19 protein-coding genes and 1 pseudogene are annotated in these 21,614 nt (G+C 65.0%); 12 read left to right on the top strand and 8 right to left on the bottom strand.

The genetic code is table 11. The annotated features are described in order from the left end of the window. Nucleotides 1–110: 110 nt before the first annotated feature. Complete coding sequence (ligD, locus tag ASE11_RS16705) at nt 111–2,690, top strand: DNA ligase D (protein ID WP_056274030.1); 2,580 nt, start codon at nt 111–113, stop codon at nt 2,688–2,690. Next, nucleotides 2,687–3,568: a Ku protein gene (locus ASE11_RS16700; RefSeq protein WP_056274027.1), complete on the top strand. Its 882-nt coding sequence runs from the start codon at nt 2,687–2,689 to the stop codon at nt 3,566–3,568. Before ligD ends, ASE11_RS16700 begins: the two co-directional genes overlap by 4 nt. Before the next feature lie 18 nt (nt 3,569–3,586). Here ASE11_RS16700 and ASE11_RS16695 read toward each other — a convergent pair whose 3' ends face one another. Then, on the bottom strand, nt 3,587–4,327 hold the full coding sequence (locus ASE11_RS16695) for a Crp/Fnr family transcriptional regulator (protein ID WP_056274023.1): 741 nt from the start codon (nt 4,325–4,327) through the stop codon (nt 3,587–3,589). An 808-nt stretch (nt 4,328–5,135) separates the two neighbouring features. Here ASE11_RS16695 and ASE11_RS16690 point away from each other — a divergent pair. The 3 genes from ASE11_RS16690 to ASE11_RS16680 all read left to right on the top strand — a co-directional run bounded on the left by ASE11_RS16690 (nt 5,136) and on the right by ASE11_RS16680 (nt 7,374). Then, nucleotides 5,136–6,554, top strand: coding sequence for a sigma-54-dependent transcriptional regulator (locus ASE11_RS16690; protein WP_056274022.1), 1,419 nt, complete (start codon nt 5,136–5,138; stop codon nt 6,552–6,554). A gap of 118 nt (nt 6,555–6,672) precedes the next feature. Continuing rightward, on the top strand, nt 6,673–7,017 hold the full coding sequence (locus tag ASE11_RS16685) for a DUF883 family protein (protein ID WP_056274018.1): 345 nt from the start codon (nt 6,673–6,675) through the stop codon (nt 7,015–7,017). Between the two features lie 51 nt (nt 7,018–7,068). After that, nucleotides 7,069–7,374 carry a hypothetical protein gene (locus ASE11_RS16680; RefSeq protein WP_056274014.1) on the top strand — a complete coding sequence of 102 codons (306 nt, stop codon included), beginning with the start codon at nt 7,069–7,071 and terminating at the stop codon, nt 7,372–7,374. Nucleotides 7,375–7,395: 21 nt separating this feature from the next. Here the strand turns inward: ASE11_RS16680 and ASE11_RS16675 are convergent, their stop codons facing one another. Then, on the bottom strand, nt 7,396–7,854 hold the full coding sequence (locus tag ASE11_RS16675; protein ID WP_056274011.1) for a PA2169 family four-helix-bundle protein: 459 nt from the start codon (nt 7,852–7,854) through the stop codon (nt 7,396–7,398). Nucleotides 7,855–7,957: 103 nt separating this feature from the next. Beyond that, nucleotides 7,958–10,198, bottom strand: a complete 2,241-nt coding sequence (locus tag ASE11_RS16670) for an ATP-binding protein (protein WP_056274007.1) — start codon at nt 10,196–10,198, stop codon at nt 7,958–7,960. 346 nt (nt 10,199–10,544) lie between these two features. Here ASE11_RS16670 and ASE11_RS16665 point away from each other — a divergent pair, with 346 nt between their 5' ends. From ASE11_RS16665 to ASE11_RS16650, 4 genes are all read left to right on the top strand, one after another. Continuing rightward, nucleotides 10,545–11,072 (top strand): outer membrane beta-barrel protein, encoded by a 528-nt coding sequence (locus ASE11_RS16665; RefSeq protein WP_056274004.1) that lies wholly within the window; start codon nt 10,545–10,547, stop codon nt 11,070–11,072. A gap of 332 nt (nt 11,073–11,404) precedes the next feature. Then, nucleotides 11,405–11,830 carry a response regulator gene (locus ASE11_RS16660; RefSeq protein WP_162258057.1) on the top strand — a complete coding sequence of 142 codons (426 nt, stop codon included), beginning with the start codon at nt 11,405–11,407 and terminating at the stop codon, nt 11,828–11,830. Nucleotides 11,831–11,856: 26 nt separating this feature from the next. Next, entirely contained in the window at nt 11,857–12,396 is a 540-nt protein-coding gene (locus ASE11_RS16655) for an MgtC/SapB family protein (protein WP_056273996.1), read from the top strand. 91 nt (nt 12,397–12,487) lie between these two features. Next, a complete protein-coding gene (locus ASE11_RS16650) occupies nt 12,488–13,834 on the top strand; it encodes a sensor histidine kinase (protein ID WP_056273992.1) in 1,347 nt (448 codons plus the stop codon). Here the strand turns inward: ASE11_RS16650 and ASE11_RS16645 are convergent. Both ASE11_RS16645 and ASE11_RS16640 read right to left on the bottom strand, forming a co-directional pair. Then, nucleotides 13,822–15,027, bottom strand: a complete 1,206-nt coding sequence (locus tag ASE11_RS16645) for a putative zinc-binding metallopeptidase (RefSeq protein WP_156406381.1) — start codon at nt 15,025–15,027, stop codon at nt 13,822–13,824. The genes ASE11_RS16650 and ASE11_RS16645 overlap by 13 nt on opposite strands. 34 nt (nt 15,028–15,061) lie before the next feature. Then, entirely contained in the window at nt 15,062–15,898 is an 837-nt protein-coding gene (locus tag ASE11_RS16640; RefSeq protein WP_056273990.1) for a YihY/virulence factor BrkB family protein, read from the bottom strand. 106 nt (nt 15,899–16,004) lie between these two features. Between ASE11_RS16640 and ASE11_RS16635 the strand changes: the two are divergent. Further along, nucleotides 16,005–16,358, top strand: a pseudogene (locus tag ASE11_RS16635) (SDR family oxidoreductase); the annotation flags it as partial. A gap of 24 nt (nt 16,359–16,382) precedes the next feature. On the opposite strand, the gene ASE11_RS16630 reads toward ASE11_RS16635, so the two are convergent. Further along, a complete protein-coding gene (locus ASE11_RS16630) occupies nt 16,383–16,985 on the bottom strand; it encodes a hemerythrin domain-containing protein (protein WP_235501324.1) in 603 nt (200 codons plus the stop codon). Nucleotides 16,986–17,141: 156 nt separating this feature from the next. On the opposite strand from ASE11_RS16630, the gene ASE11_RS16625 reads away from it, so the two are divergent. Both ASE11_RS16625 and rpoN read left to right on the top strand, forming a co-directional pair. Then, nucleotides 17,142–17,411, top strand: coding sequence for a GlsB/YeaQ/YmgE family stress response membrane protein (locus ASE11_RS16625; RefSeq protein WP_156406395.1), 270 nt, complete (start codon nt 17,142–17,144; stop codon nt 17,409–17,411). A gap of 298 nt (nt 17,412–17,709) precedes the next feature. Further along, on the top strand, nt 17,710–19,101 hold the full coding sequence (rpoN, locus tag ASE11_RS16620; RefSeq protein WP_056274339.1) for an RNA polymerase factor sigma-54: 1,392 nt from the start codon (nt 17,710–17,712) through the stop codon (nt 19,099–19,101). 41 nt (nt 19,102–19,142) lie between these two features. On the opposite strand, the gene ASE11_RS16615 is transcribed toward rpoN, so the two are convergent. Continuing rightward, entirely contained in the window at nt 19,143–20,987 is a 1,845-nt protein-coding gene (locus ASE11_RS16615; RefSeq protein WP_162258056.1) for an ATP-binding protein, read from the bottom strand. 423 nt (nt 20,988–21,410) lie between these two features. Beyond that, nucleotides 21,411–21,554 (bottom strand): DUF4142 domain-containing protein, encoded by a 144-nt coding sequence (locus ASE11_RS25460; protein WP_162258055.1) that lies wholly within the window; start codon nt 21,552–21,554, stop codon nt 21,411–21,413. Between the last annotated feature and the right edge of the window lie 60 nt (nt 21,555–21,614).

Here is a 21,614-nt window from a genome sequence, read left to right as displayed (position 1 = left end):
ATGTCGGCAATGCGGTGCGGTCACATTTGCCGGTCTCCCGTTGCTGCTGGCCCTGGCCGGGGATCGCAAGTCCGCCAGGGGGCGGGCTCGCCGCTTGCCCCTTGCAAGCCATGGTCAGCAAGCCTCGCCAAGCACACACCGAGTCCTCCAGGCCGCTGCACTCGCGGGACCTGCTGCAGCCGTACACCTCCAAGCGCAACTTTGCCGTCACGCCCGAGCCCCCGGGCAGTGCGGTTGCGAAGTCCGCTGCGTTGGGCTTTGTGGTGCAGAAGCACTGGGCCAGTCGGCTGCATTACGACTTTCGCCTGGAGCTTGAAGGCGTGATGAAGAGCTGGGCCGTGCCCAAAGGCCCCAGCCTGGATCCGTCGGTCAAACGCATGGCCGTGGAAGTGGAGGACCACCCGGTGGCCTATGCCTCCTTCGAGGGGACCATTCCCCCCGGGCAATACGGCGCAGGCCGCGTGATCGTGTGGGACAAGGGACGCTGGCAACCGCTCGGCGATCCCCAGGAGGGGTTGCGCAAGGGCAGTCTGAAGTTCGATCTGGTGGGCCACAAGCTGCGCGGGCGCTGGGCGATGGTGCGGATGAAGCACGGCGATCAGGACAAGCCCGCGTGGCTCCTGGTGAAGGAGCGCGATGCGTTCGCCAGAGACGAGCAGGACTACAGCGTGGTCGACGCCGAGCCGGACAGCGTCGCATCCACCGCATCGACCGCGCCTGCGAACCCTACCGCGCCGTCGGAAGACGTTCGCTCCCGAACGGCCCGGGTCCACCGGGACTGGCCGGCGCAGGCCAAGGCCAGCGAGTTGCCACGGCAGTTGTCGCCGCCTTTGGCCACCCGGGTCGAGCTGCCGCCGACCGACGAAGCGGACTGGATGTACGAGATCAAGTTCGACGGCTACCGCATGCTGGCCCGCATCGACGGCGACAGAGTGGGCTTGTTCACTCGAAATGGTCACGACTGGACCTCGCGCCTGAAACCCTTGCACGACGCCCTGCTGGGCATGGCTTTGCCCAGTGGGTGGTACGACGGCGAAATCGTGGTTCCCGGCGCTGACGGTCTGCCCGATTTCGGCGCCCTGCAACGCTCGTTCGACAGCCGACGCACGTCCGAGGTGGTGTTTTATGTGTTCGATCTGCCCTATGTGGATGGCCACGACCTCAGGGATGTCTTCTTGGTCGAGCGTCGGGCAATCCTGGAGCGCTTGCTGGCGCGCTCACCGGCGCGGGCGGTGCGGTTCAGCGCGGCGTTCGACGGCTCGGCGGCCTCGGTGCTCGTGTCGGCATGCCAACTCGGACTCGAAGGCGTGATCGCCAAGCGCAAAAGCTCGAGGTACCGATCCACGCGCAGCACCGACTGGCTCAAGCTCAAGTGCGGTCAGCGCCAGGAGTTCGTGATCGGGGGGTTCACCGAGGGCAAAGGTTCTCGAACAGGCTTGGGCGCCTTGATGCTCGGCGTGTTCGACGAGCATGGGGGCTTGCGCCATGTGGGCAACGTGGGCACCGGTTTCAACACCGGGACCCTGACCAGCCTGCGGCGGCGGATGGCGTCGCTGATCCGGCCCTCCAGTCCCTTCACCACGCGCCCGGCGGTGCCCGGGCGGTCGCACTGGGTCGAGCCCACGTTGGTGGCCGAGGTCAGCTTTTCCGACTGGACACGCGATGGGCTCATCCGCCATGGTGTGTTTGTCGGCTTGCGTGAAGACAAACTTCCCCGTACCGTGGAACGCGAGTTGCCCCAACCTGCGGACCCACCCGCGCCCGTCCCCCAACCCAACACACCGCCCGTGCCTGCCAAAGCGCCCACCTCGCCCCGCCCGGTGCGCATCAGCCACCCTGAACGGGTGGTCGATGCCACCACCGGGGCCACCAAGCTCGATCTGTTCCAGCATTACGAGGCGGTGGCCGCCGTGATGATCGAGCACGTCAGGCAGCGCCCGGTCGCGCTGCTGCGGGCGCCCGAGGGCATCGACGGCGCGATGTTTTTCCAGAAGCACCTCGCTTCCCCGCTGCCCGGCATCACGCAACTGGATCTCACGTCCTCGCCGGGCAAGGCACCCTGGATCGCCATTGAAAAACGCGAGGGGCTGCTGTCGGCCGCGCAGTGGAATGTGGTCGAGTTCCACACCCAGAACGCCGTGGCCCGCAGCTTCGAGAAGCCCAATCGCCTGGTGTTCGATCTGGACCCCGGGGAAGGGGTTGCCTGGGAGCAGGTGCAGGAGGCGGCGCTGCTCACGCAATCGCTGCTCGAGCAACTGGGCCTGGTGTGTTTCCTCAAGACCAGCGGCGGCAAGGGGCTTCATGTGGTCGTGCCCATTCGCCAGCAACACGCCTGGGACGATGCCAAGGGCTTCGCGCAGGCGGTGGTGCGGCACATGAGCGACGTGATTCCGCAGCGCTTCGTGGCCAAGAGCGGGCCGAAGAACCGGATGGGCAGGATCTTTGTCGACTACCTGCGCAACGGCCGCGGCGCCACCACGGTCAGTGCGTGGTCGGCGCGCGCGCGAGCGGGTCTGGGCGTGTCGGTGCCGGTGGCATGGAGCGAGCTGGCCACGCTGCGCGCAGGGGACCACTGGAACATCCGCAGCCTGCAGGAACGCCTGCCCACGGGCAATGCGCCATGGCGCGACTACGCCCGCTCGGCGCGTTCGCTCACATCGCCCATGAAGCTGTTGGGATACACACCATGAGTCCACGCGTGATCTGGAAGGGCGCCGTCAGCTTTGGACTCGTCCATGTGCCGGTGGCGCTGTACCCGGCTTCGCAAGACGCCGGCATCGACTTCGACTGGCTGGACCGGCGCTCGATGGACCCGGTGGGCTACCAGCGCATCAACAAGCGCACCGGCAAGCCCATCAAGGGCGACGATGTCGTCAAGGGCATCCAGCAGGATGACGGAGAGTACGTGCTCATCAGCGACGATCAGATCAAGGCAGCTCTCCCGACGTCGACCCAGACCATCGAGATCGAGGCCTTTGTCACGGCGGCCGAGATCCCTTTCCTGCTGCTGGAGAAGCCCTATTACCTGGAGCCGATCGGCAAAGGCGAGAAGGTCTACGCGCTGTTGCGTGAAGCCATGTTCGAGGCCGGCGTCATCGGCATCTCACGCGTGGTCATGCACACCAAGGAGCACCTGGCCGCGTTGATCCCCATGGGGTCTGCGCTGGTGCTCAACACCATCCGCTGGGCCAGCGAAATCCGGCCGATGGATGAGCTGAAGTTGCCCCCCGGGGGGAAAACCGCCGCCGGGGTGAAGGCGGCCGAACTGAAGCTGGCAACCCAGTTGATCAGCGACATGATCACGCCCTGGAACGCCGAACAGTACGAAAACCGGTTCGTCAGCGCTGTGCAGGCGCTGGTGGACAAGAAGTTGGCCGCCGGCGACACACAATCCGTCACACCCGTGGAAGACGCGCCCAGGAACGACGCGCCGTCCAATGTCGTCGACCTCACCCAGCTGTTGGCCAGAAGTCTGGCGCAGCGCAAGGAGAAGCCGGACCCACCCGGCGCGGCCGCTGCGCCCAAAGGCCGCGCTGCGCCCAAAACGCCCCCCAAGCGGCGCGCTTGAGCGCGCAGGAGAAAGCCCTCAGGCCACGGCCTCCAGGCATTGCTGGCAAGCCGCGACAGGCAGCAGGCGGTGGTACTCATCGCGCAGCACGGCGTAGCACTCACAGGCTTGATCTTCCAGGCCTTCGCGGTCGAGCACCTCCACGTGACCCCGTGCATAGCGGATCAGTCCGAGTTTCTGCAGCGTTCCCGCGCCCTCCGTGACGCCTTCGCGCCGCACGCCCAGACGCACGGCAATCTGCTCCTGGGTCATCAGCACCTCGGCACTGCTGGAGCGGTCGGCCTGCTGAAGCAGGCACACCGCCACCTGCTGCGTGATCAGGTGGTGCCGCATGCAGATCGCGCGCTGTGCCGTCTGTGTGAGCAGGGCCTGTGTGTACCGCAGCAGGATTCGCATGGTGGAGCCAGCGCGGTTGAACTCGTGCCTGAGGATGCAGGCCGGGATGCGCCAGGCCTCGCCCGCGGCCAACACCAGGGCACAGCCGCAGGTGGGCCCGCCGCTCATGAAAAGAGACACCCCCAGCATGCCGTCGTTGCCCACCATGGCTGATTCCGCGCAGGCCCCGGTTTCCGTCACGTTCATCATGGAAGCGAGGGCCGTGGTGGGGAAGTAGGCGTGCGACATGGTCTCGCCAGGCGCATAGATGGGCTGGTTGCGCGCGAGGTCGACCCGCTCCACGTGGGGCTGCATTCGCTGCCATTCAACCCTCCCGAGGGCCGCAAGCAGGTGGTTGTCGAAGGGGCTGGACGGTGTGGGCATGTGGGTTTCCTGTTGGAGTGGCGGGATACCCTTGCTTGGCGTTTTCCGCAGGGTCTGGCCTTCCGGCAATCGAGATGCCAGGAACACCGACCTTTCAGCGGATCGCCTGCGGGCACGCTGCTTGCCCGAACAGCAGCGTTTCCCACCCTCACTCCCCGGACGGGCCCATTCGTGGCCACAGGAGAACGCAATGAACTTCGGGTTCCTGCACGCCCAGCGCGTGCCCGATTCGCCCACTGGACGGCAAGACATGTTCTTCCACGCCCGGATGGACCATTCACCGGAAGTGCCTCCACCGGCGCCTGATGTTCCGACGCCCACCCCGTCCCCGACGCCTCCCTTCCCCGACGTGCCGCCGGAGGGGCCCACGGAGGCTCCCCCCGAGGTGAACGATCCGCCCGTTCCACCTGAACAAGTGCCCATTCAAGAGCCCCCTCGCACGCCTGGAAAAATCATGGCTGCGCGCGCCTGAGTGCCGGCGCGACCGTGCTCCCGCGCCACGGGGCCGACATCGCCGAGCCTTGAAAAACGGGCGGCAACATGTGCCGTCCGCTCCACCGACAAGCTGTCTGGGTTGGTGCGCTAGCGCACATCACCCAGTGCGGGCTGGCCCTATCATCAATCGGATCTCTGCAACGCCCTGAGAGTTTGGAAAACGTGTGGAAAGTGACATGATGTCGCTTCACTTGAAGGGCGGTGTTGGGTATGGGCCACAGGGGTTGTCTGCCGACTGTGGCTGGCGCGTCCGTCCACTGGGCTGCTGGCTTGTGGGCCGGGCCGCCTTGTCAATTTCCAGATTGGTGAATGCATGACTCATGCCCTGATCGTCGAGGACGATATGGACTCGGCCACGTCGCTCAAGGCGTTGATCGCCAGCGAAGGCCTCACGGTGGCCACCGCCTGCAGCTTGCTGGATGCGCGCAAACAGCTCGCACTCCAAGCGCCCGACATCGTGCTGCTCGACCTCCGACTGCCCGACGGCAGCGGCATGGACCTGTTCAAGGACGCGGAGCTTCTGTCCAACTCCGAGGTGGTGCTCATCACCGGCCACGCAAGCCTGGAAACATCCATTCTCGCGCTGCGCTTGGGGGCGGTGGATTACATCGTCAAGCCCATCAACCTCAAGCATCTGCAGGGGGTGCTCTCGCGTGTGATGAAGCCGGCGGTGCTGCAGGCCGAAGTGGCAGATTTGACGGAAAAACTTGCCAGCAGCGGGCATTTTGGGCAGCTCTGGGGGCGAGCGCCCAGCATGAAACGCGTCTATGAGCAGATTTCCCGCGTGGCCGGAACCGGCGTCACCGTGTTCATCACGGGTGAGAGCGGGACCGGCAAGGAAGTGGTCGCCCAGACCATTCACGAACTCAGTCGCCGCCGCAAGATGCCCTTTCTGGCGGTCAACTGCGGAGCGATTTCGCCCAACCTCATCGAAAGCGAAATCTTCGGCCACGAGAAGGGCAGCTTCACCGGCGCCGAGCGCCAGCACCAGGGTTTCTTCGAACGCGCCGCAGGCGGCACCTTGTTCCTCGATGAAATAACCGAGATGCCTCTGGACCTGCAGGTGAAGCTCCTGCGGGTGCTGGAGACCGGACGGTTCATGCGGGTGGGCGCCACGCAGAGCCAGGAGACCGACGTGCGCATCGTGGCCGCCACCAACCGCTCTCCGATGCAGGCGGTGGCCAGCGGGCGCTTGCGCGAAGACCTGATGTATCGACTCAATGTGTTTCCCATCGAGTTGCCGCCGCTGCGTGATCGTCTGTCCGATGTGGGCCTGCTGGCAGAGCACTTTCTGCGCATGGTCAGCACCCAGGAGGGCAAGATCAAGACCTTCACCCCGGATGCCCTGGAGCAACTCGCCCGTTACCCATGGCCCGGCAATGTGAGGGAGCTGCGCAACGTGGTGTACCGGGCTTACGTCATGTCGCTGGACTCGCACATTGACGCGCAGTGGTTGCCCCGGGAGGTGGATGAAGCAAGCCATCTCCCGACACCCGAGCCCGCGACGACGCGCGGCGCCGAGGTGGCACCTGCCGTGCCGCGCGCGGATGGCGACTCGATCGTCATCTCGATGGGCGTCACCCTCGCCGAGGCCGAACAAACCATCATCCTGGCCACGCTTCGCCACTACCGGCACCAGAAGGAGCGCACGGCCGCCGCGCTGGGGATCAGCTTGAAGACGCTTTACAACCGTCTCAAGCAGTACACGGCCGACAAGGGCAGCGACGGCTGAGTTGTCCGTCGCTGCGCGGTGGGCCCGGCATGCCGATTGCCGTGACATGGGCGTCTCCGGGGGCTGGTTGCGCGGTCCTCGAGAGATTCTTTCCTTCACGTCTTTTTAGGAGACCGCCATGGCTGACACCTCAACTCGCCCCACCCCCGTGGGCTCATCGGACTTTTCCAGGCCCTCAGGACAAGCGTCCGGGGAAAGCCAGGGCAAAGACATCCTGAACCGCGTGACCGACAGTGCACACAGCGCGGTGGATCGTCTTGCCGACAAGGCTGCGCCTGCTGTGCAGAAGCTGGAGTCGGGCGTGGCGCAGGCCAGCGATGCCTTGCACGAGCAGGCACACCACCTGCGTGAACGCGGAGATGAATGGACGCACAGCGTGCGCGAGACGGTGCGACGGCATCCGCTGTCGTCGGTGATGCTGGCCTTTGCTGTTGGTGCGCTCGTCGCGCGCGTCACACGTTGACGCCGCTTTGCCGCGGGACTGGCCCGCCATGTGAGTCCAGGAGGGGTTGAAATGACCGAAAAGAAACTCAGCGCCCTGGAGTGCGCCAGCGTGGAAGAAGCGGCTGTCCATTCCACGCGAAAGGACCCGCCAGGTTCAGAGCCGGCGCCCTGTGTGCTGCTCGATCCGCACGCGCCCGTGCCCGCGGAGGAGCATTCGATCGATCCGGGTGCTGGCCACAGCGGCCCGGCCAGCCCCGCGGTGGAAGATGAATCCGCCGATCCGGTGGGCGATGGCCACAGTGATGCCGACCTGGCTGCCGACCTGCCACCTCAAGATCCACCACCTCAACCCCGCAAAGGGTCTTCGCAGGGTTGAGGTGAGGGGTCGGCGAGCTCGTCAGTGGTGCTGCTCGCGCGCGCGCTCGCGCAGGTTGCGCATCTGGTCGTGGTTCTGCTTGACGCCCTGGAACTGGCGCTCCACCAGGGCGCGAACGTCGGGCGGCAAATCGTCATGGCGCAGGGCATCGCGGTAGCTCTCCAGCGCGGAGTCCTCGCCACGTTCTGCCTCCTCCAGCATTTTCAGATCGGAGTAGCCCGCCAATGTGCCTTTGACCGCGACCCAGCCGCGGTGCAGCGAGCCGGCCGTCGAGCCTTCCGTCTCAGCCTTGCCGCCGTACTGGATCACCAGCGTCTGCAGCTCTGCCGCGGCCTGGGAGCAGTTGTCTGCCCGCGTGAAAAAGAGCTGCTTGATTTGATGGCTCTGCGCGTGCTCGGCGCAGAGCCGAAATCCATACTCGCCATCTTTGGAAGTTTCGATCAGGGAGTTGAGTGCTTTGATGACGTCCTTGGTGTCCATGACATTCCTTTGAGGGTTGGGGTTGAAACCGGTACAGATCAGCCGGCCGTCTGGTCGTTTTCGACCCTCCTCTCGGGGCACATGGCGTTCCCGAAACAACGCCTCAGGGCGGTGTGCATCCTTCCCTCTGCAGCGCCATCGCCTTGTCGAGCGTGGCCACGAGGGTTTCAGGCGTGCACGGCTTGGGCACGAACGGGAAGTCGTCCCGGTTTTCGGCATCGCCCCTGTGGCCACTGATCAACACCACCGCCAGGCCCGGCATGCGTTCACGCACCTGTCTGGCCAGGGCGACACCGTCCATGGGACCGGGCATGAGCACGTCGGTGAGCATCACGTCAAAGTCCCGCGCGGTCCGCAGGATGCCCAGCGCCTCCTGTGGTGAGGAGCTGCACACGACGTCGCATCCGAAGGAGGCCAGCAGCGCAGACGTGACACCGCGAAGCTCCTCGTTGTCCTCCACCAGCAGCACGCGGGTGCCCACGATGGAGGGCAGGGAAGTGGCGGACGGGATGGCGGGCTCGGTGGCTGGGCCGGACGCCGGCAGAACCAGGCTCACCGTGGTGCCCAGGCCCGGTGTGCTGTTGATCCGCACGGTGCCCCCCGACTGGTGGCAGAAGCCATAGACCTGGCTGAGCCCCAGCCCGGTGGCCTGCAGGTGGTCCTTGGTGGAGAAGAAGGGCTCGAACACGCGCTTGACGATGTCCTCGCCGATACCGTGTCCGTCATCGGTGACGGACACGACCACGCAGTCTTCTTGCGCCAACTCCGCGCAGTCTTCGGGCTCGGCCCGAGAAGTCCGCAGCTCCACGTGGCCGTGGTCGGCGATGGCGTCGCGCGCATTGAGCGCCAGGTTGATCAGGGAGAGTTCCAGCTCGTTGGGATCGGCGAACAGCGTCGGCAGCGAGGGGTCGATCACCACCGTGAGCTTGATGTGACGACCCACCACCGCGCGAATCAACTCAGCGGCTTCTGGCAGAAAGTTTCCCAGGTGGATGACGCAGGGACGCACCGACTGCCGCCCGGCAAACCGGGACAGATGCTGGGTCAACCGGCTCCCGGCTTCCACCGCGCGAAGGGTGGACTCCAATGCCGAGGTGAACGCCGGGTCGCTTGTTTTTCGCAGCATGAGGTGCGCGCTGTTGCTGATCACGCCCAGCAGATTGTTGAAATCGTGCGCGACACCACCCGTGAGCCGGCCCAAAGCCTCAAGCCGGTGGCTGTGCGACATGCGTTGTTCTGCATTTCGGGTGAGGGAGACGGCCTCTGCCACGCGCTGCTCCATCTCGACCTGGGCGCCTTGTATCGACCGGCTGGCCCGCTCCATGGCCTCGGCCACCTCGTCGCATTCGGTGATACCGGTGGGGCTCGCCTGCACGGCCCGACCGTCCCGTATGCCGAGTGCCAGCTTCTTGATGGTGTGGATCGGGCGGACGATGCCGCGTGAAACGCCGATGGCCGCAATGATGGCCAGCGCCAGCATGAGCAAGGTGGCAAGCGCCGTGTTGCGCACGTCCTCGGGCACGACGCCCTCGAAGCGCGACGTGGGCATGCCGGTGACGTAGGTCCAGCCTTGTTCGGAGGTGCTGAAGAAGATGGTGATGTCGTCCCCCTCCAGTGACTTGGTGTGCAGGAGACCTTCCCGATCGGCGGACAGGCGATCGCGCAGTTCCCCGGTCACATGGCGTCCGGCATGGATCACGCCCCCCGGGTGCCGCGCCACCAGACGACCGTCGCTGTCGATGATCGCCGCCACCCACTGTTGGTCGATCTTTTGCTGGTCGATGATGCGCTGGAATTCGTGCGGCATCACCGTCAAGGTGAGGTTGAGCACGGCGCGCCCGTCGCGCAGCACGGGCTGCACCAGCGCGGCGTGGTAGATCCCGAGGTATTCGTTCTTACGCAACGGCAGGATCTGGGGCGTGTCGGCCAACCGCACCATGGCCGCGGGTGCCAGGGAGCGGGGCAGTTCGCCGGGAGTCAGCCGGGTATTGATGTACACGCGATCGGCGCTGCGCATCTCCAGCCAGCCCTCCATGCCGGTGAGCGTGCGGCGCGCCTGTTCGTCGAATGCGCGCAGTGTGGTCGGCGCAATGTTGGGCGCGGTGTCCAGCATGCGCGAGAGCGCCAGGCTGCGTACCACGCCCGAGCGCTTCGCGATTTCGAGGTCCAGCACCATCGACAGTGCACGCGCGGTGTCCTCCAGATGGCGCTGATTGGTGTCGCGCGCCAGCCGGAAGGTCAGGCCCACCACCCACAGCCCCACCACCAGGGACGGCAAGAGGACGGCCAGCACCAACAGAATCAAACGCGAGCGGATCGACTGTGGCCTCAAGTGCAAACGCATCCACCGTTTCATCTGGTCATGGTCCTTGTGTGCTGTTCCATTCGAGCGGGGCGGCGCAAGTCCCGTGGCGGCGCCACTCGACTCGACACCCTCATCAGGGCACGCGGCTTGCCCTAAAAGTCGACTGCGTCAGTCTTTGCGCAGTGTTCCCATCAACCAACTTCAGGACTGCACCATGAATCTTTCAATCCATTCCTCAAGAACATGGCCGTTGGCAGCACTTGCCTTGGCCTGTGCTGGTGTTGGCCATGCACAGACCAGCCAGGGCTCCCCGGCGGCAAGCGCGTCCAGCAGCGATGCGACGATTGCGCAGGCTACTACGGCGAATTCGACCGGTCAACGACGCATGTACGACTCGTCCAGCGGCTCGTATTCGGTCATACCGTACGCGACCAATGGCTACATCGGCCTCAATGTCGGCAAGCCCGACTGGGACATTCCTTGCGGGGGCGGCGGGTTCGGATGTTCCGAGAGCAACACCTCGTACAACATCTACACCGGCGGCATGTTCAACCAGTACTTCGGCGCGGAGCTGGGCTATGTGGACTTCGGTCGCTCCAGCCGTGGCGGTGGCCGCACGAGTGCGCACGGCGTGAACCTGAGCCTGGTGGGTCAGGTACCGATTGGAAACCTCAGCCTTTACGCCAAGGTCGGTACGCTGTACGGCCGCACCCGTGTGAGCGCGAGCCCGTTGTCGGGTCTGGCGAGCGGCAAGGACAGCGGGTGGGAGGGTTCGTATGGCGTGGGCGTGGGCTTCCATCTCTCCCCGAGATCCACGGTGGTTCTCGAATGGAACCGCTACGACCTGAACTTCGTGGGAGACGGACGACGCGACATCACGACCACCAGCCTGGGCTACGTGCACCGGTTTTGAACCCTTGCCTGGACGAGGGACAAAGAGAGATGGCCTGCCTGCCCGCCACCTCTCTTGCTGTCCGTTCGCCGACAGCAGGTTCCCGCGTTCCCGGCGCTCAGTTGGCAGGCCGCACAACGATGTTGTTCTGCACATTTCGCACGTCGGGCACAGCCCTGGCAAGGGATGTCATGAGGACCTCCAGAGTGATGATGAAAAAACGGTTGGGCAATCGACATGCCTGGCGCCACTCCGCTCGACTGGGACCGCATCTTCCCGGTGAGTGCCGTGGTTGAATGCTGAACACCTTGTTGGCGACATTCCCGGCTCTTTCATCCCGTTCCCTGTTCACCATGTCTTCCCCGCCGTCGCTTTCCTCTTTGCAGCCCCCGGGCAGCGGTCCGCTGCGGGTGTTGATCGCCGACGACCACGTTGACGCCGTGGAAACCCTGGCCATGCTGGTGAGCCTGGAAGGCCATGCTGTCGAAGTTGCGCGCAATGGCGAAGAAGCGCTCGAACTGGTGGCGCGTTTCCATCCCGACGTGAGCATCCTGGACATCGGCATGCCTGGGCTGGATGGTCACGCGGTCGCCCATCGCATCCGCCAGACCCCGCAGGGCGCGCACATGCTGATCGTTGCGCTGACCGGTCGCAGCGAGGCAGAGGACAAACTGCGCGCACGCGCCTCAGGCTTCGATGAGCACTTCACCAAGCCGGTGGACCCCGCGCGATTGCTCCAGCGCATCGCGGCCTGGCACCATGGCCGGGCGTCATCCTAGACATCCATTCCCCAGGAGAATCGTCCATGCCCGTTCTCGAGATCGTCGCGTCCACCTTGCGTGCCGAGTTTTCCGATCTGCTGCAGGTGGAACAGGTCACCCGCGTGACCGCACGCATGGCCGTGGCCTTGCTGCTGGGGGCGGTGATCGGCTGGGACCGCGAGCGCCGCGATGCCGACGCGGGCCTGCGCACCCACATGCTGGTGTCGCTGGGCGCTGCACTCTTCGTGCTGGTGCCCGCCGAAGCCGGCATGAGCTCCGACGCCTTGAGCCGCGTCGTGCAGGGCCTTGTTTCCGGAATCGGGTTTCTGGGTGCTGGCGCGGTGCTGAAGATGGGCAACGAAGGGCGCATTCACGGGCTGACCACGGCGGCGACCATCTGGGCCACCGCTGCCGTGGGCATGTCGGCCGGCTTGGGCCGCGAAGGCACGGCCATGCTCGCCACCGCGTTCATACTTCTGGTGCTCGTGTGGCTCAGGCGCCTGGAGGTGCGCAAGGCGCACGATCGCAGCGTGCTGGTGGCTGCGGCGGATGGCCGGGAGCCGCCCCAGCGCGATGCCGAATGATCAACGGCTTCCTCGATGGACGCGTTCGGGAAAATAATCGCGGTTGCAAGATCAACCCCGGGGAGAACTCCCACGCCTGCCGAAAGTAACCATGCCGTCGCCCGATCCAGGACTTCCCGCACTGGCTGACCAGCTGGCCTTGCGCCGCGATCTCATCGTCGCTGCATGGCGTGCCTCGGTGGCGGCCGACGCCACACTGACCACCGGCAACTCCTTGCCGCGCACCCAGATGGTCGACCACATCCCGGCGTTGCTGGAGGGTTTTGAAACCCAGTTGCGCGAGCCCGATGCCGACGTCTCTCACCTGGGCGACGCCGCCGCGCACGGGCTGCACCGGTGGCAACAGGGGTTCGGGTTGGCCGAAGTCTCGCGCGAACTCGGCCACCTCAACGAATGCGTGGTGAGGGAACTTGACGCGTGTGCTCTCTTGAAGCCCGCGCCACGGCCGCAGGTGCTGGCCCGCGCACGGCAGCTGTGGGCCTCCATCTTCAGCGTTGCGGTGAGTGGCAGCACATCGCAGTACTTCAAACTGCAACAGATGGAGGCGGCCAGCTACGTGAGCGAACTGGAGGCCGCGCTGAACAACCTGCGCAGCCTGGAACGCCAGCGCGCCTCACTCTGGCAACAGGCGGCCCACGACCTTCGAGGCAACCTGGGCGTGGTGGCCAACGTCGCAGCGGGACTGGGGTATCCGAACCTGGATGGCTCGGGGCGCGAGAATTTCCTGCGCATGCTTGAACGCAACGTGCACTCGCTGCACAAGCTGCTGGACGACATCACCTGTCTGGCCCGGCTTCAAGGGGGCCAGGAGCCGCGGCGCATCGACGCGGTAGATGTTGCGGCACTTTTGACGGAAATGGGCGAGAACCTTCGACCCCTCGCCACCGCGCAGGGGCTGACTTTCGAGCTGACCGGGGAGTCCGGCTTCTGGGTCGAGGGCGACGCGGTCAAGCTGCACCGCATCGTCCAGAACCTGGTCCTCAACGCCATTCGCTACACCACGGTGGGGGGTGTGAAGGTGTCGTGGGGACATGCGGGTCCCAACGATCCTGAGCGCTGGTCGCTGCAGGTGGAAGACTCGGGGCCGGGCCTGGGGCCCAGCCCGGCGTCGGAAGTGCAGGATGCCCTGGAAGCCGCCACCGACAATGCGCGAGACGTGGCCCGGGCCGCGCGGGCTGGCCATGTGGCGCACGCGTCTTCCGAGGATGCAGGCTTGAATGGGTCCAGTGCGGAGAATGGCCACGACGACAGCGCGCCGTCCGGCCATGGCGAGGGTATCGGCCTGGCGATCGTCAAGCGCCTGTGTGAGCTGCTTGATGCGACCATCCAGGTCGAGTCCGGGCGCGCGGGCACGCGCTTTCAGATCCTGCTGCCCAAGCAATACGTTTCTCATACGCCCGCCACCGCCAAGGCCCCGGAGCAGCGTCAGGCCATGTAACCCTCGCTGGCGTTCCACCGCGCTTCGGCCGCCTCGATGATGCGATGCACCAGATGCAGCTTGCGCACGGCAGGTGCCGAGAGCACGAAGGGGTAGAAGTCGGGAACCCCCATGCTGCGGGAGAGTTCATTGAGCACACCGGTGAGCTGCATCCACTGATTGAGCAGGCGCGCGAACTCGGTGCTGTCGGGACCCGCGTCGCCGAACGCTTCGGCGGTGAAGGGTTCATAGGTGAGTTCCAGCCGCTCCCCGTCGAGGCCGAAGCTTTGGGCCGTGTCCAGCGTGTCGGTCATGTGCAGGTAGTTCGCCCATGTTTCGGCCCAGTCTTCCCAGGGATGGCAGCTGGCGTAGGCGCTGACGTGGCGCAAGCTCCAGTCGGCGCATGGCCCCTGCGAATAGTGTCTTTGCAGCGCGGCGCTGTAGTCCTCGCGCTCATCGCCGAACTCGTTCCTGAACGCCGTGAGCCACTCGGTGTGCTCCACCAGGCGGTGCCAGTAGTAGTGGCCAACCTCGTGCCGCATGTGGCCAAGCAGCGTGCGATAGGGCTCCAGCAACTGGGTGCGGCGAAGCTCACGCGTGGGGTCGTCCGCTTCCTCGGCATCCAGCGTGATCACACCGTTTTCATGACCCGTGACGATGGGCGTGCCGTCCGTTGAGGTGAGGAGGTCGAATGCCAGGCCTTGCTGGGGGTCGTCGGCCAACGGCACCACCGGCAGGTGCATGCCCAGCATCGATGAGAGCATCCGCCTTTTGGCGATCTCGATGCGCCCCCACCACACCGCGTTGCTGTCGATGCTGAGGTCGGGCAGCCGGCGCGTGAGTCGGCAGCACAGACACAGATCCTGTTCTGGCGACGCTGCATCGCCGAGCGGGATCAGCCAGTTGCAGGCAGCGGCCGAGTTCAGGTTGCGACAGCGCGCATACCGGCCTTCGTGCGGTGTGGACTCGGCACTCTGCCACAGCGCCATGTCGGCGGCCCGATCCGGCAGGGGATTCAGGGAAATGAGCAGACCTCGCTCCGGGTCGTAACCCAGAGGAGCCGAGCAGGCGAGGCAGACACTGTTCCGGAAGAACACGGGTTGGCCGCATCGGCAGGTGAACGCCCGGTTCGTGTGGAGGTGCCCGCACGCGCGACGCGGTGGGTGGGGAATGGAGGGCAAGCAGCGCAGCGCGGGGTTGGACGTGTTGGACATGCAGGCCTGTGGGCAAGGCGGATGCCCGTCGGGCTCAGCTTGTCGGCTTTGAGCGCTGCGCGAAAACCCAGGTGAACTCCGCCCCGAGCAGGAACACCTGCGCCGAGTAGTACACCCACAGCAGCAGCACCACCAGGGACGATGCGGCCCCGAACACCGAGGCCACGCCGCTGCGACCGATGTACAGGCCGATCAGCGTCTTGCCCACCGTGAACAGCAGGGCCGTGATGAGCGCGCCAAACCACACATGCCGCCAGGCCACAGGGGTACGGGGCATCCACTTGTAGATCATGGCGAACACCGCGGTGATGAACGCGAGCGTCACTGCAAAGTTGACCATGTCCGCCATGACAGCCAGCTCGCCGAACCAGGGTGCCCACCACTTGCCCAGCGCCGCCAGGGAAGCACTGAGCACCAGCGATACCAGCAGCAGGAACCCGATGCCCAGGACCAGACCGAGCGAGAGCAGACGCACCCGAAAGAAGTCCCACACGCCGCCAGAACCCGGGCGCGGGGGAACCTGCCAGATGCGGTCCATCGCGTTCTGCAGTTCGGCAAACACGGTGGTGGCTCCCACCAGCATCGTGACCAGGCCGACCACGGTGCCCACGACGCTGGCGGCGGGTCTGTCCAGGCTTTCCAGCAATGTGTTCACGGTTCTGGCGCTGTCTTCGCCCACCAGTTGGGAGATCTGCTCGAATATCTCCGTGCGCGCGGCAGCTTCGCCAAAGAACAGACCCGCCACCGAGATGACGATCAGGAGCAGTGGCGCTATCGAGAAGAGCGTGTAGAAGGCCAGCGCCGCACCCATGCTGGGGGCGTAGTCGTCCAGCCATGCGTTCACCGTCGAGGTGAGGAGACTCCAGATCATCGAAGGAGGGTGCAGAACATTCCTTCCCCCGGCAAATGGCGCTCCCACGCGTAGGGCCTGTTCACAACCCCTTCCCTTCGGGTTGCGGCCAAAAAGGCCATAGTCTGGCGCCTGCATCATCAACACCGGCTCGGTGACAGGCCTCAGAGGCAGTGCCCATCTGCTCGACTACGCCTCCACCAAAGGCGCCATCCATGCGTTCACCAAATCCTTGGCCAGCAACTTGCTGGAGCGGGGCATCCGGGTGAACGCGGTGGCGCCGGGCCCGGTGTGGACGCCACTCAACCCTTCCGATCTGCCGGCGGAGAAGGTCGCCGAGTTCGGCCGCAAGACCGACATGAAGCGGCCCACGCAGCCCGAAGAGCTGTCACCGGCCTATGTGTTCCTGGCCGCACCGTCCTGCTCGGGGTACATCACCGGTGTCGTGCTTCCGGTCACGGGGAGTGTGGAAGCCATCTAGGGCCGCGACCGAAAGGGAATGGCCCTAGTGTCGGGTGATTCGGCGCCGCCTGAAATGCTGAAAGACCAGGCCACTCGCCAGCAGGGTTCCCGCTGCGAAGAGGGCGGTCTTCAGGGGGGCGGCGCGGGCCGCATCGGCCGCCATGTCCACCGCGTGCGGCCTGGCCAACTCGAAGCGTCGACGCGTCATCCGGGCCCCCAGCTCCCTCAGGCGCTGAGCGCCGAGCAGTTCCTCTGCCGCCGGCAGCAGTTGCGTCTCTTCGTCGGCGACGTGATGGAGCACTTGGGTGATCAGCGCGGTGAGCGCAGCGGTCGGGTCTTCCTCATGTTCGCTCAGCTGGCGCACGCGTTCGATCTGCAGGCGCATGTCCGCGTGGTCCGCCTCGCTGCGGTCGAGCGCGGGAAGATGGGACTCCAGTTCTCTCAGGGCGGGATGGAACAGTTCCTCTTCCAGTTGCATATGGATGTCCAAGGCTGTGCAGATCCTGCGGCAAAGGGCGCTGCGCACAGGCGGTGTTGTATCCGCGCGCAGTCTCTGGAAGTCCGCCAGCACGTGCGCGTGGTCCATGCGCAGGATCCGCGTGGCGGCGGATGAAAAGGGTTGAAGAAGGCTCTGAGCCATGGTCATGGGTCCTCATGAAACGGCAAGACCCATGGCGCGGCAAGCCATGTGCCCAGTCTTCCTGGGGGAGGGTGTTCTGCGATTGGCATGCCGCTTGCCACCGGTTGGACTCATCGATCCGGGGCATTTGCCTCATGAATCAACCTCTGGAGAACTCTCATGATCAATCTCATCATTTGGCTGGTAGTGGGTGGCGTCATTGGCTGGCTGGCCAGCCTGGCCATGAAGACGGATGGCCAGCAGGGCGTCTTCCTGAACATCGTGGTGGGCATCGTGGGAGCAGCGCTGGGTGGCCTGCTGATTTCCCCCCTGGTCGGTGTGGGCACGATCAACCAGGATGCGTTCAGCCTGGGCGCACTGCTCGTGTCGTTCCTGGGCGCGGTGATTCTTCTGGCGATCGTCAACCTGTTCCGTCGAGGATCCGTGCGCTGACCCCGTTTGACCCCTTGTGCGGCACCGCTTTCCTTCAAGGATTGCGGTGCCGACGTTTCGGCATGTTTTACGGCAAGTGACGTTGAAACCGTCAGGAGTTGCGTCATTCGCATCTGATTGCAACCCGCCAGCCCACCGCGACCCATGCCAGGCGAAACCTCACGCCTTGAAGACACATGATTTGTTGGAATTTGTGTCGATCTGGCCCACGCGGCATGGGGGTTGCAAGCGTGTTCCTTTCTGGGGCCGCAAGCCGGGCCATGACACCACCAACGCCGAGGAGGTACCCGTGATCCACATGGAAGTTCGAGCCGAGCAGCGCCAAAGCCAGACGCTGTCCCCCCGGCTTCAGCACGCCGTTCGCCTGTTGCAGATGTCTTCGCTCGACTTCGGGCTCGTGGTGCGAGACACGCTGGGCCGAAATCCCTTTCTGGAGGTCGACGAGGGTGTCGATGACCCCGAGGAGTTCGACGACGCGTCCGATGCGCTGGAGTCTGCGGATGGCGGGTTGGAGAGTGATCGCGACCTGTGGCATGCGGACGCGGGCGCAGGCTCACGGCAGGCCTCGGATGGCGACACGTCTGCGCTGGACCTGGTGACAGCCGACAGCTCGCTGAGCGCGCACCTGCACGGCCAGCTCAACACCATGCCGTTGTGCGAACGCGACCTGAACCTGGCCCGCGTCATCGTTGAATCGCTCGACGACGACGGTTACCTCAGGACGCCCTTGGCCGATCTGCTGGACGTCGTGACCCTGGAGCCTCCCGCAGAGTTGGCGGACATGCAGATCGCGCTGAAGATGGTTCAGTCGCTGGAGCCCGCTGGTGTCGCGGCGCGCAGTGTTGCCGAGTGTCTTGAACTTCAGTTGCACGAGATCGAGTGTGTGGAAATGCGGGCGGTTGCCCACACCATCGTCGCCGCCCACCTGAGTGCACTCGCCGCCCGGGACATCCAGGGCCTGGCTCGCCAACTGGGCAAGACACCCGCGTTCATCGAGAGCGTTTGTGACCGGATCCGACGGCTGGATCCCCGGCCGGGATGGCGCTGGGGTTCATCGCACATTTCCTACGTGGTGCCCGATGTGATCGTGAAGAAGATTCGCGGCGAATGGAGTGTGCAGCTCAATCCGGCCATCGTGCCGCGCGTCAAGCTGAACCAGGTGTACGCCGATCTTTACCAGCGCCACCACACATCCGATATGACCGACATGGGCGCGCATCTGCAGGAAGCACGATGGACCGTTCGAAACGTCGAGCAGCGCTTCTCGACCATTCTGGACGTGGCGCGCGCCATCGTGAAACGGCAGCGCCATTTTCTGGAGTTCGGACCGATGGCCATGAAGCCCTTGGGGCTGCGTGAGATCGCGGAGGAAATCGGCAGTCACGAGTCGACCGTATCGCGCGTGACCAACAACAAGTACATGGCCACTCCACTGGGGGTGTTCGAGCTCAAGCACTTCTTCTCCCGTGCCATGGTGAGTGCCAATGGCAGGGCCTGCTCGGGCACGGCCATCCGTGGGTTGATACAGGACCTCATCACCGAGGAAACGACGGACAACCCGTTGTCCGATGCGGAGATCAAACGCCAACTGGCTCAGCAGGGGCTGGTGGTTGCCCGGCGCACGGTCACCAAATACCGCCAGATGCTTCGCATCGAGGCGGTGGGCCGCCGGCGCCGACACGACGCTTGAAGACGCTCGCGCCGCCAAAGAAGGAACGGCTTGGTGGTCCCTTACACGAGATCGCCTGGCCGCGACGCGACGAATTCCTCAAACCCGTCCACCAGCAGCTTGACCAGTTCGTCCGGATCCACGGGCTTGATCAAGTGATGGTCGAAGCCCGCCAGCCTGGCGGCTTCCTTGTCGGCCGCAAAGCCCCAGCCCGATATGGCCACCAGGTGGATATCGCTGGTGAGTTCTGAGCGTCGCAGTTGCCTGGCCACTTCGTAGCCATCGAGCTTGGGCATGCCGATGTCCAGCAGCGCGATGTCCGGCCCGGTGGCTTGAGCCAGCCGCAGCGCGGCCTCGCCGTCGTGCACCACATCGACGATGTGTCCGCTGGAACGCAGCAGTTCGGCAAAGTTGTCTGCGGTGTCAACGTTGTCGTCTGCAATGAGGATGTGCAGCGGACGCAGGTGGGCCGCATCGGGTCCATACAAGGGTTCGTCGTCGTTGCAGGCGCATTCCAGCCGCGGCAGCCGGACCATGAAGCACGAGCCACGGCCCTCGCCCTCGCTTGTCATGGTGACTTCGCCGTGGTGGAGTTCGATGATTTGCCGGCACAGCGTGAGACCCACGCCCAGGCCCGTGTTCACCCGTGCCGGCGAGTTGTCCGCTTGTTCAAACATGTCGAAGATGCGGGCCTGCATGTCTGGCGCCACCCCCACGCCGTTGTCCCGGATGGCGATCAGCACCGAAGACGGCTCGGCCGAGAGGGCCACCTCGACGCGTCCCCCGCGTGGCGTGTACTGACAGGCGTTGTTGAGCAGGTTGGCGAGCACCTGCACCAATCGAACGGCATCGCCATTCACGCAAACGGTTTCCCGGGGCAGATCCAGAGAAAGCGCCAGTCCCTGCCGTTGGGCGAGGCATTTCGCGTCCTCCACCGCAGTGGAAACCAGATCGCCCATGTCCAGTGGTTCCAGGTCCAGCGTGAGCTTGCCGGTGGTTGCGCGTGATGCATCCAGCAGGTCGTTGACGAGCCTGACCATGTTCCTGATTTGTCGATCCAGCACGTTGACGGCCTTGTCGCGTGTTTCGGGCGACGTCCTGGACATCTGAAGCAAGGCAACGGCGCTCATCATGGGGGCCAGCGGATTGCGCAGTTCGTGCGCCAGTGTGGCCAGAAAGACGTCCTTCTGGCGGTCTGCCTCACGCAGCTCATGCTCCGCGTTGCGCCGCGTCGCCACCTCCTGTTCCAGCTCACTGGTGCGGGTCTGGCATTCCAGCAGCAAACGGTTGAAGGCTTCCACCAGCAGGTCGACGTCTCGGGCGTCCGTCGCCGGGGCTCTGAGCGCCCAGTTGCGGGTGGAGATGACTTCCCGCGCCACCTGGGTGATGTTCTCCAGCGGCGCGGTGATGCGCCGCTGCAAGTTTCCGAACAGGTAGAACGCAATGGTCAGACCCACACCACCGAGCCCGAGCAGCGCCACGGTGAATATCAGAAGCCGAGGCCAGATGTCGTGCCGGGCAGACAGGTAGAGCGTGCCGAGCCGTTTGCCTGCGCGCTCGATGGGGTAGGCGACCTCAAGTATCGAACCCCGGAAACGGGGTTCGAACGTGGGTGCGTCGACCGTCCTTCTGGCGTTCAGCAAGGTATTTGCTGCCGCGTAGGACGCGAACAGGCGACCGTTCACATCGTACAGAGCGGCCGACAGGATGCGCGGCTGCGCTTTCAGCAGAAAGAGGCTCGCGCGCGCAGCTTCCTGGTCATCGAATTCGAGCGCGGTGGTCGAAGCGCCGGCGACGAGGTCGGCGTGTGTTCGCAGGTCGGCCACCCAGGCCTTGCGGTTGGAGACCAGCTCATACAGAAGCCAGGTCGCCGCGCCCAGCAGCACCACGACAAGGGTCGTGAGCATCGCGGCCCGCATGAGCTGTTCGCGCAGCGAGGATGATCTCCGTTGGCCTCTTCGCCTCGGAGGGAGGGCAGGCGTCTGCGGCTCGGTAGGGGTCGCCGGTCCTGGGTTGGTCGTGGGGTGCGATTTGTGTTGAGCGAGCATTTGATTTCAACTCATTGACTCGATTGCACGAATGGAGCTTGACGTCAAACGTCCCTGACCAGAAACGCGATAGTAGTGAGGTTTGGAGGCGATCCGCAAGAGCCGAACAGCATTGCTGGATGCGGTGAGACCTGACCATGTCCAGGACAAGGCAAGTGGAGCACGGGTGCCGTTGCTGGCCGCCCCCCGGATGCGCGATGCGCAGGCGACGGACGGAAGCTTGCGGGGGTGGGCGCGATAGGCCCGTATCGGGTGCGCCGGATATCTCGCCTGTGCTGTCGGCTAACGCGCCGGCTCGACCGCAGCCTTGAGCTTGCGTGCGGTCTGAAGGTGGTCGCGCACCGTGGGCAGGTGCCTGTCGGCGAAGGCCTTCACGTCAGGATCTCGAGCCTCGCGGGCCGCTTCTTCGAACAGTTGAACCGTCATCTCATTCGATGGGTGGGCACGCTGCATCGGGCAAGCAGCATTCCCGACCGAGGCCCGCGT

Origin of the sequence: Hydrogenophaga sp. Root209, assembly GCF_001428625.1 — a bacterium.
Taxonomy (GTDB): domain Bacteria; phylum Pseudomonadota; class Gammaproteobacteria; order Burkholderiales; family Burkholderiaceae_C; genus Hydrogenophaga.
The sequence above is the reverse complement of the archived record's forward strand: the minus strand, read 5'-3'. Positions and strand labels throughout refer to the sequence as shown.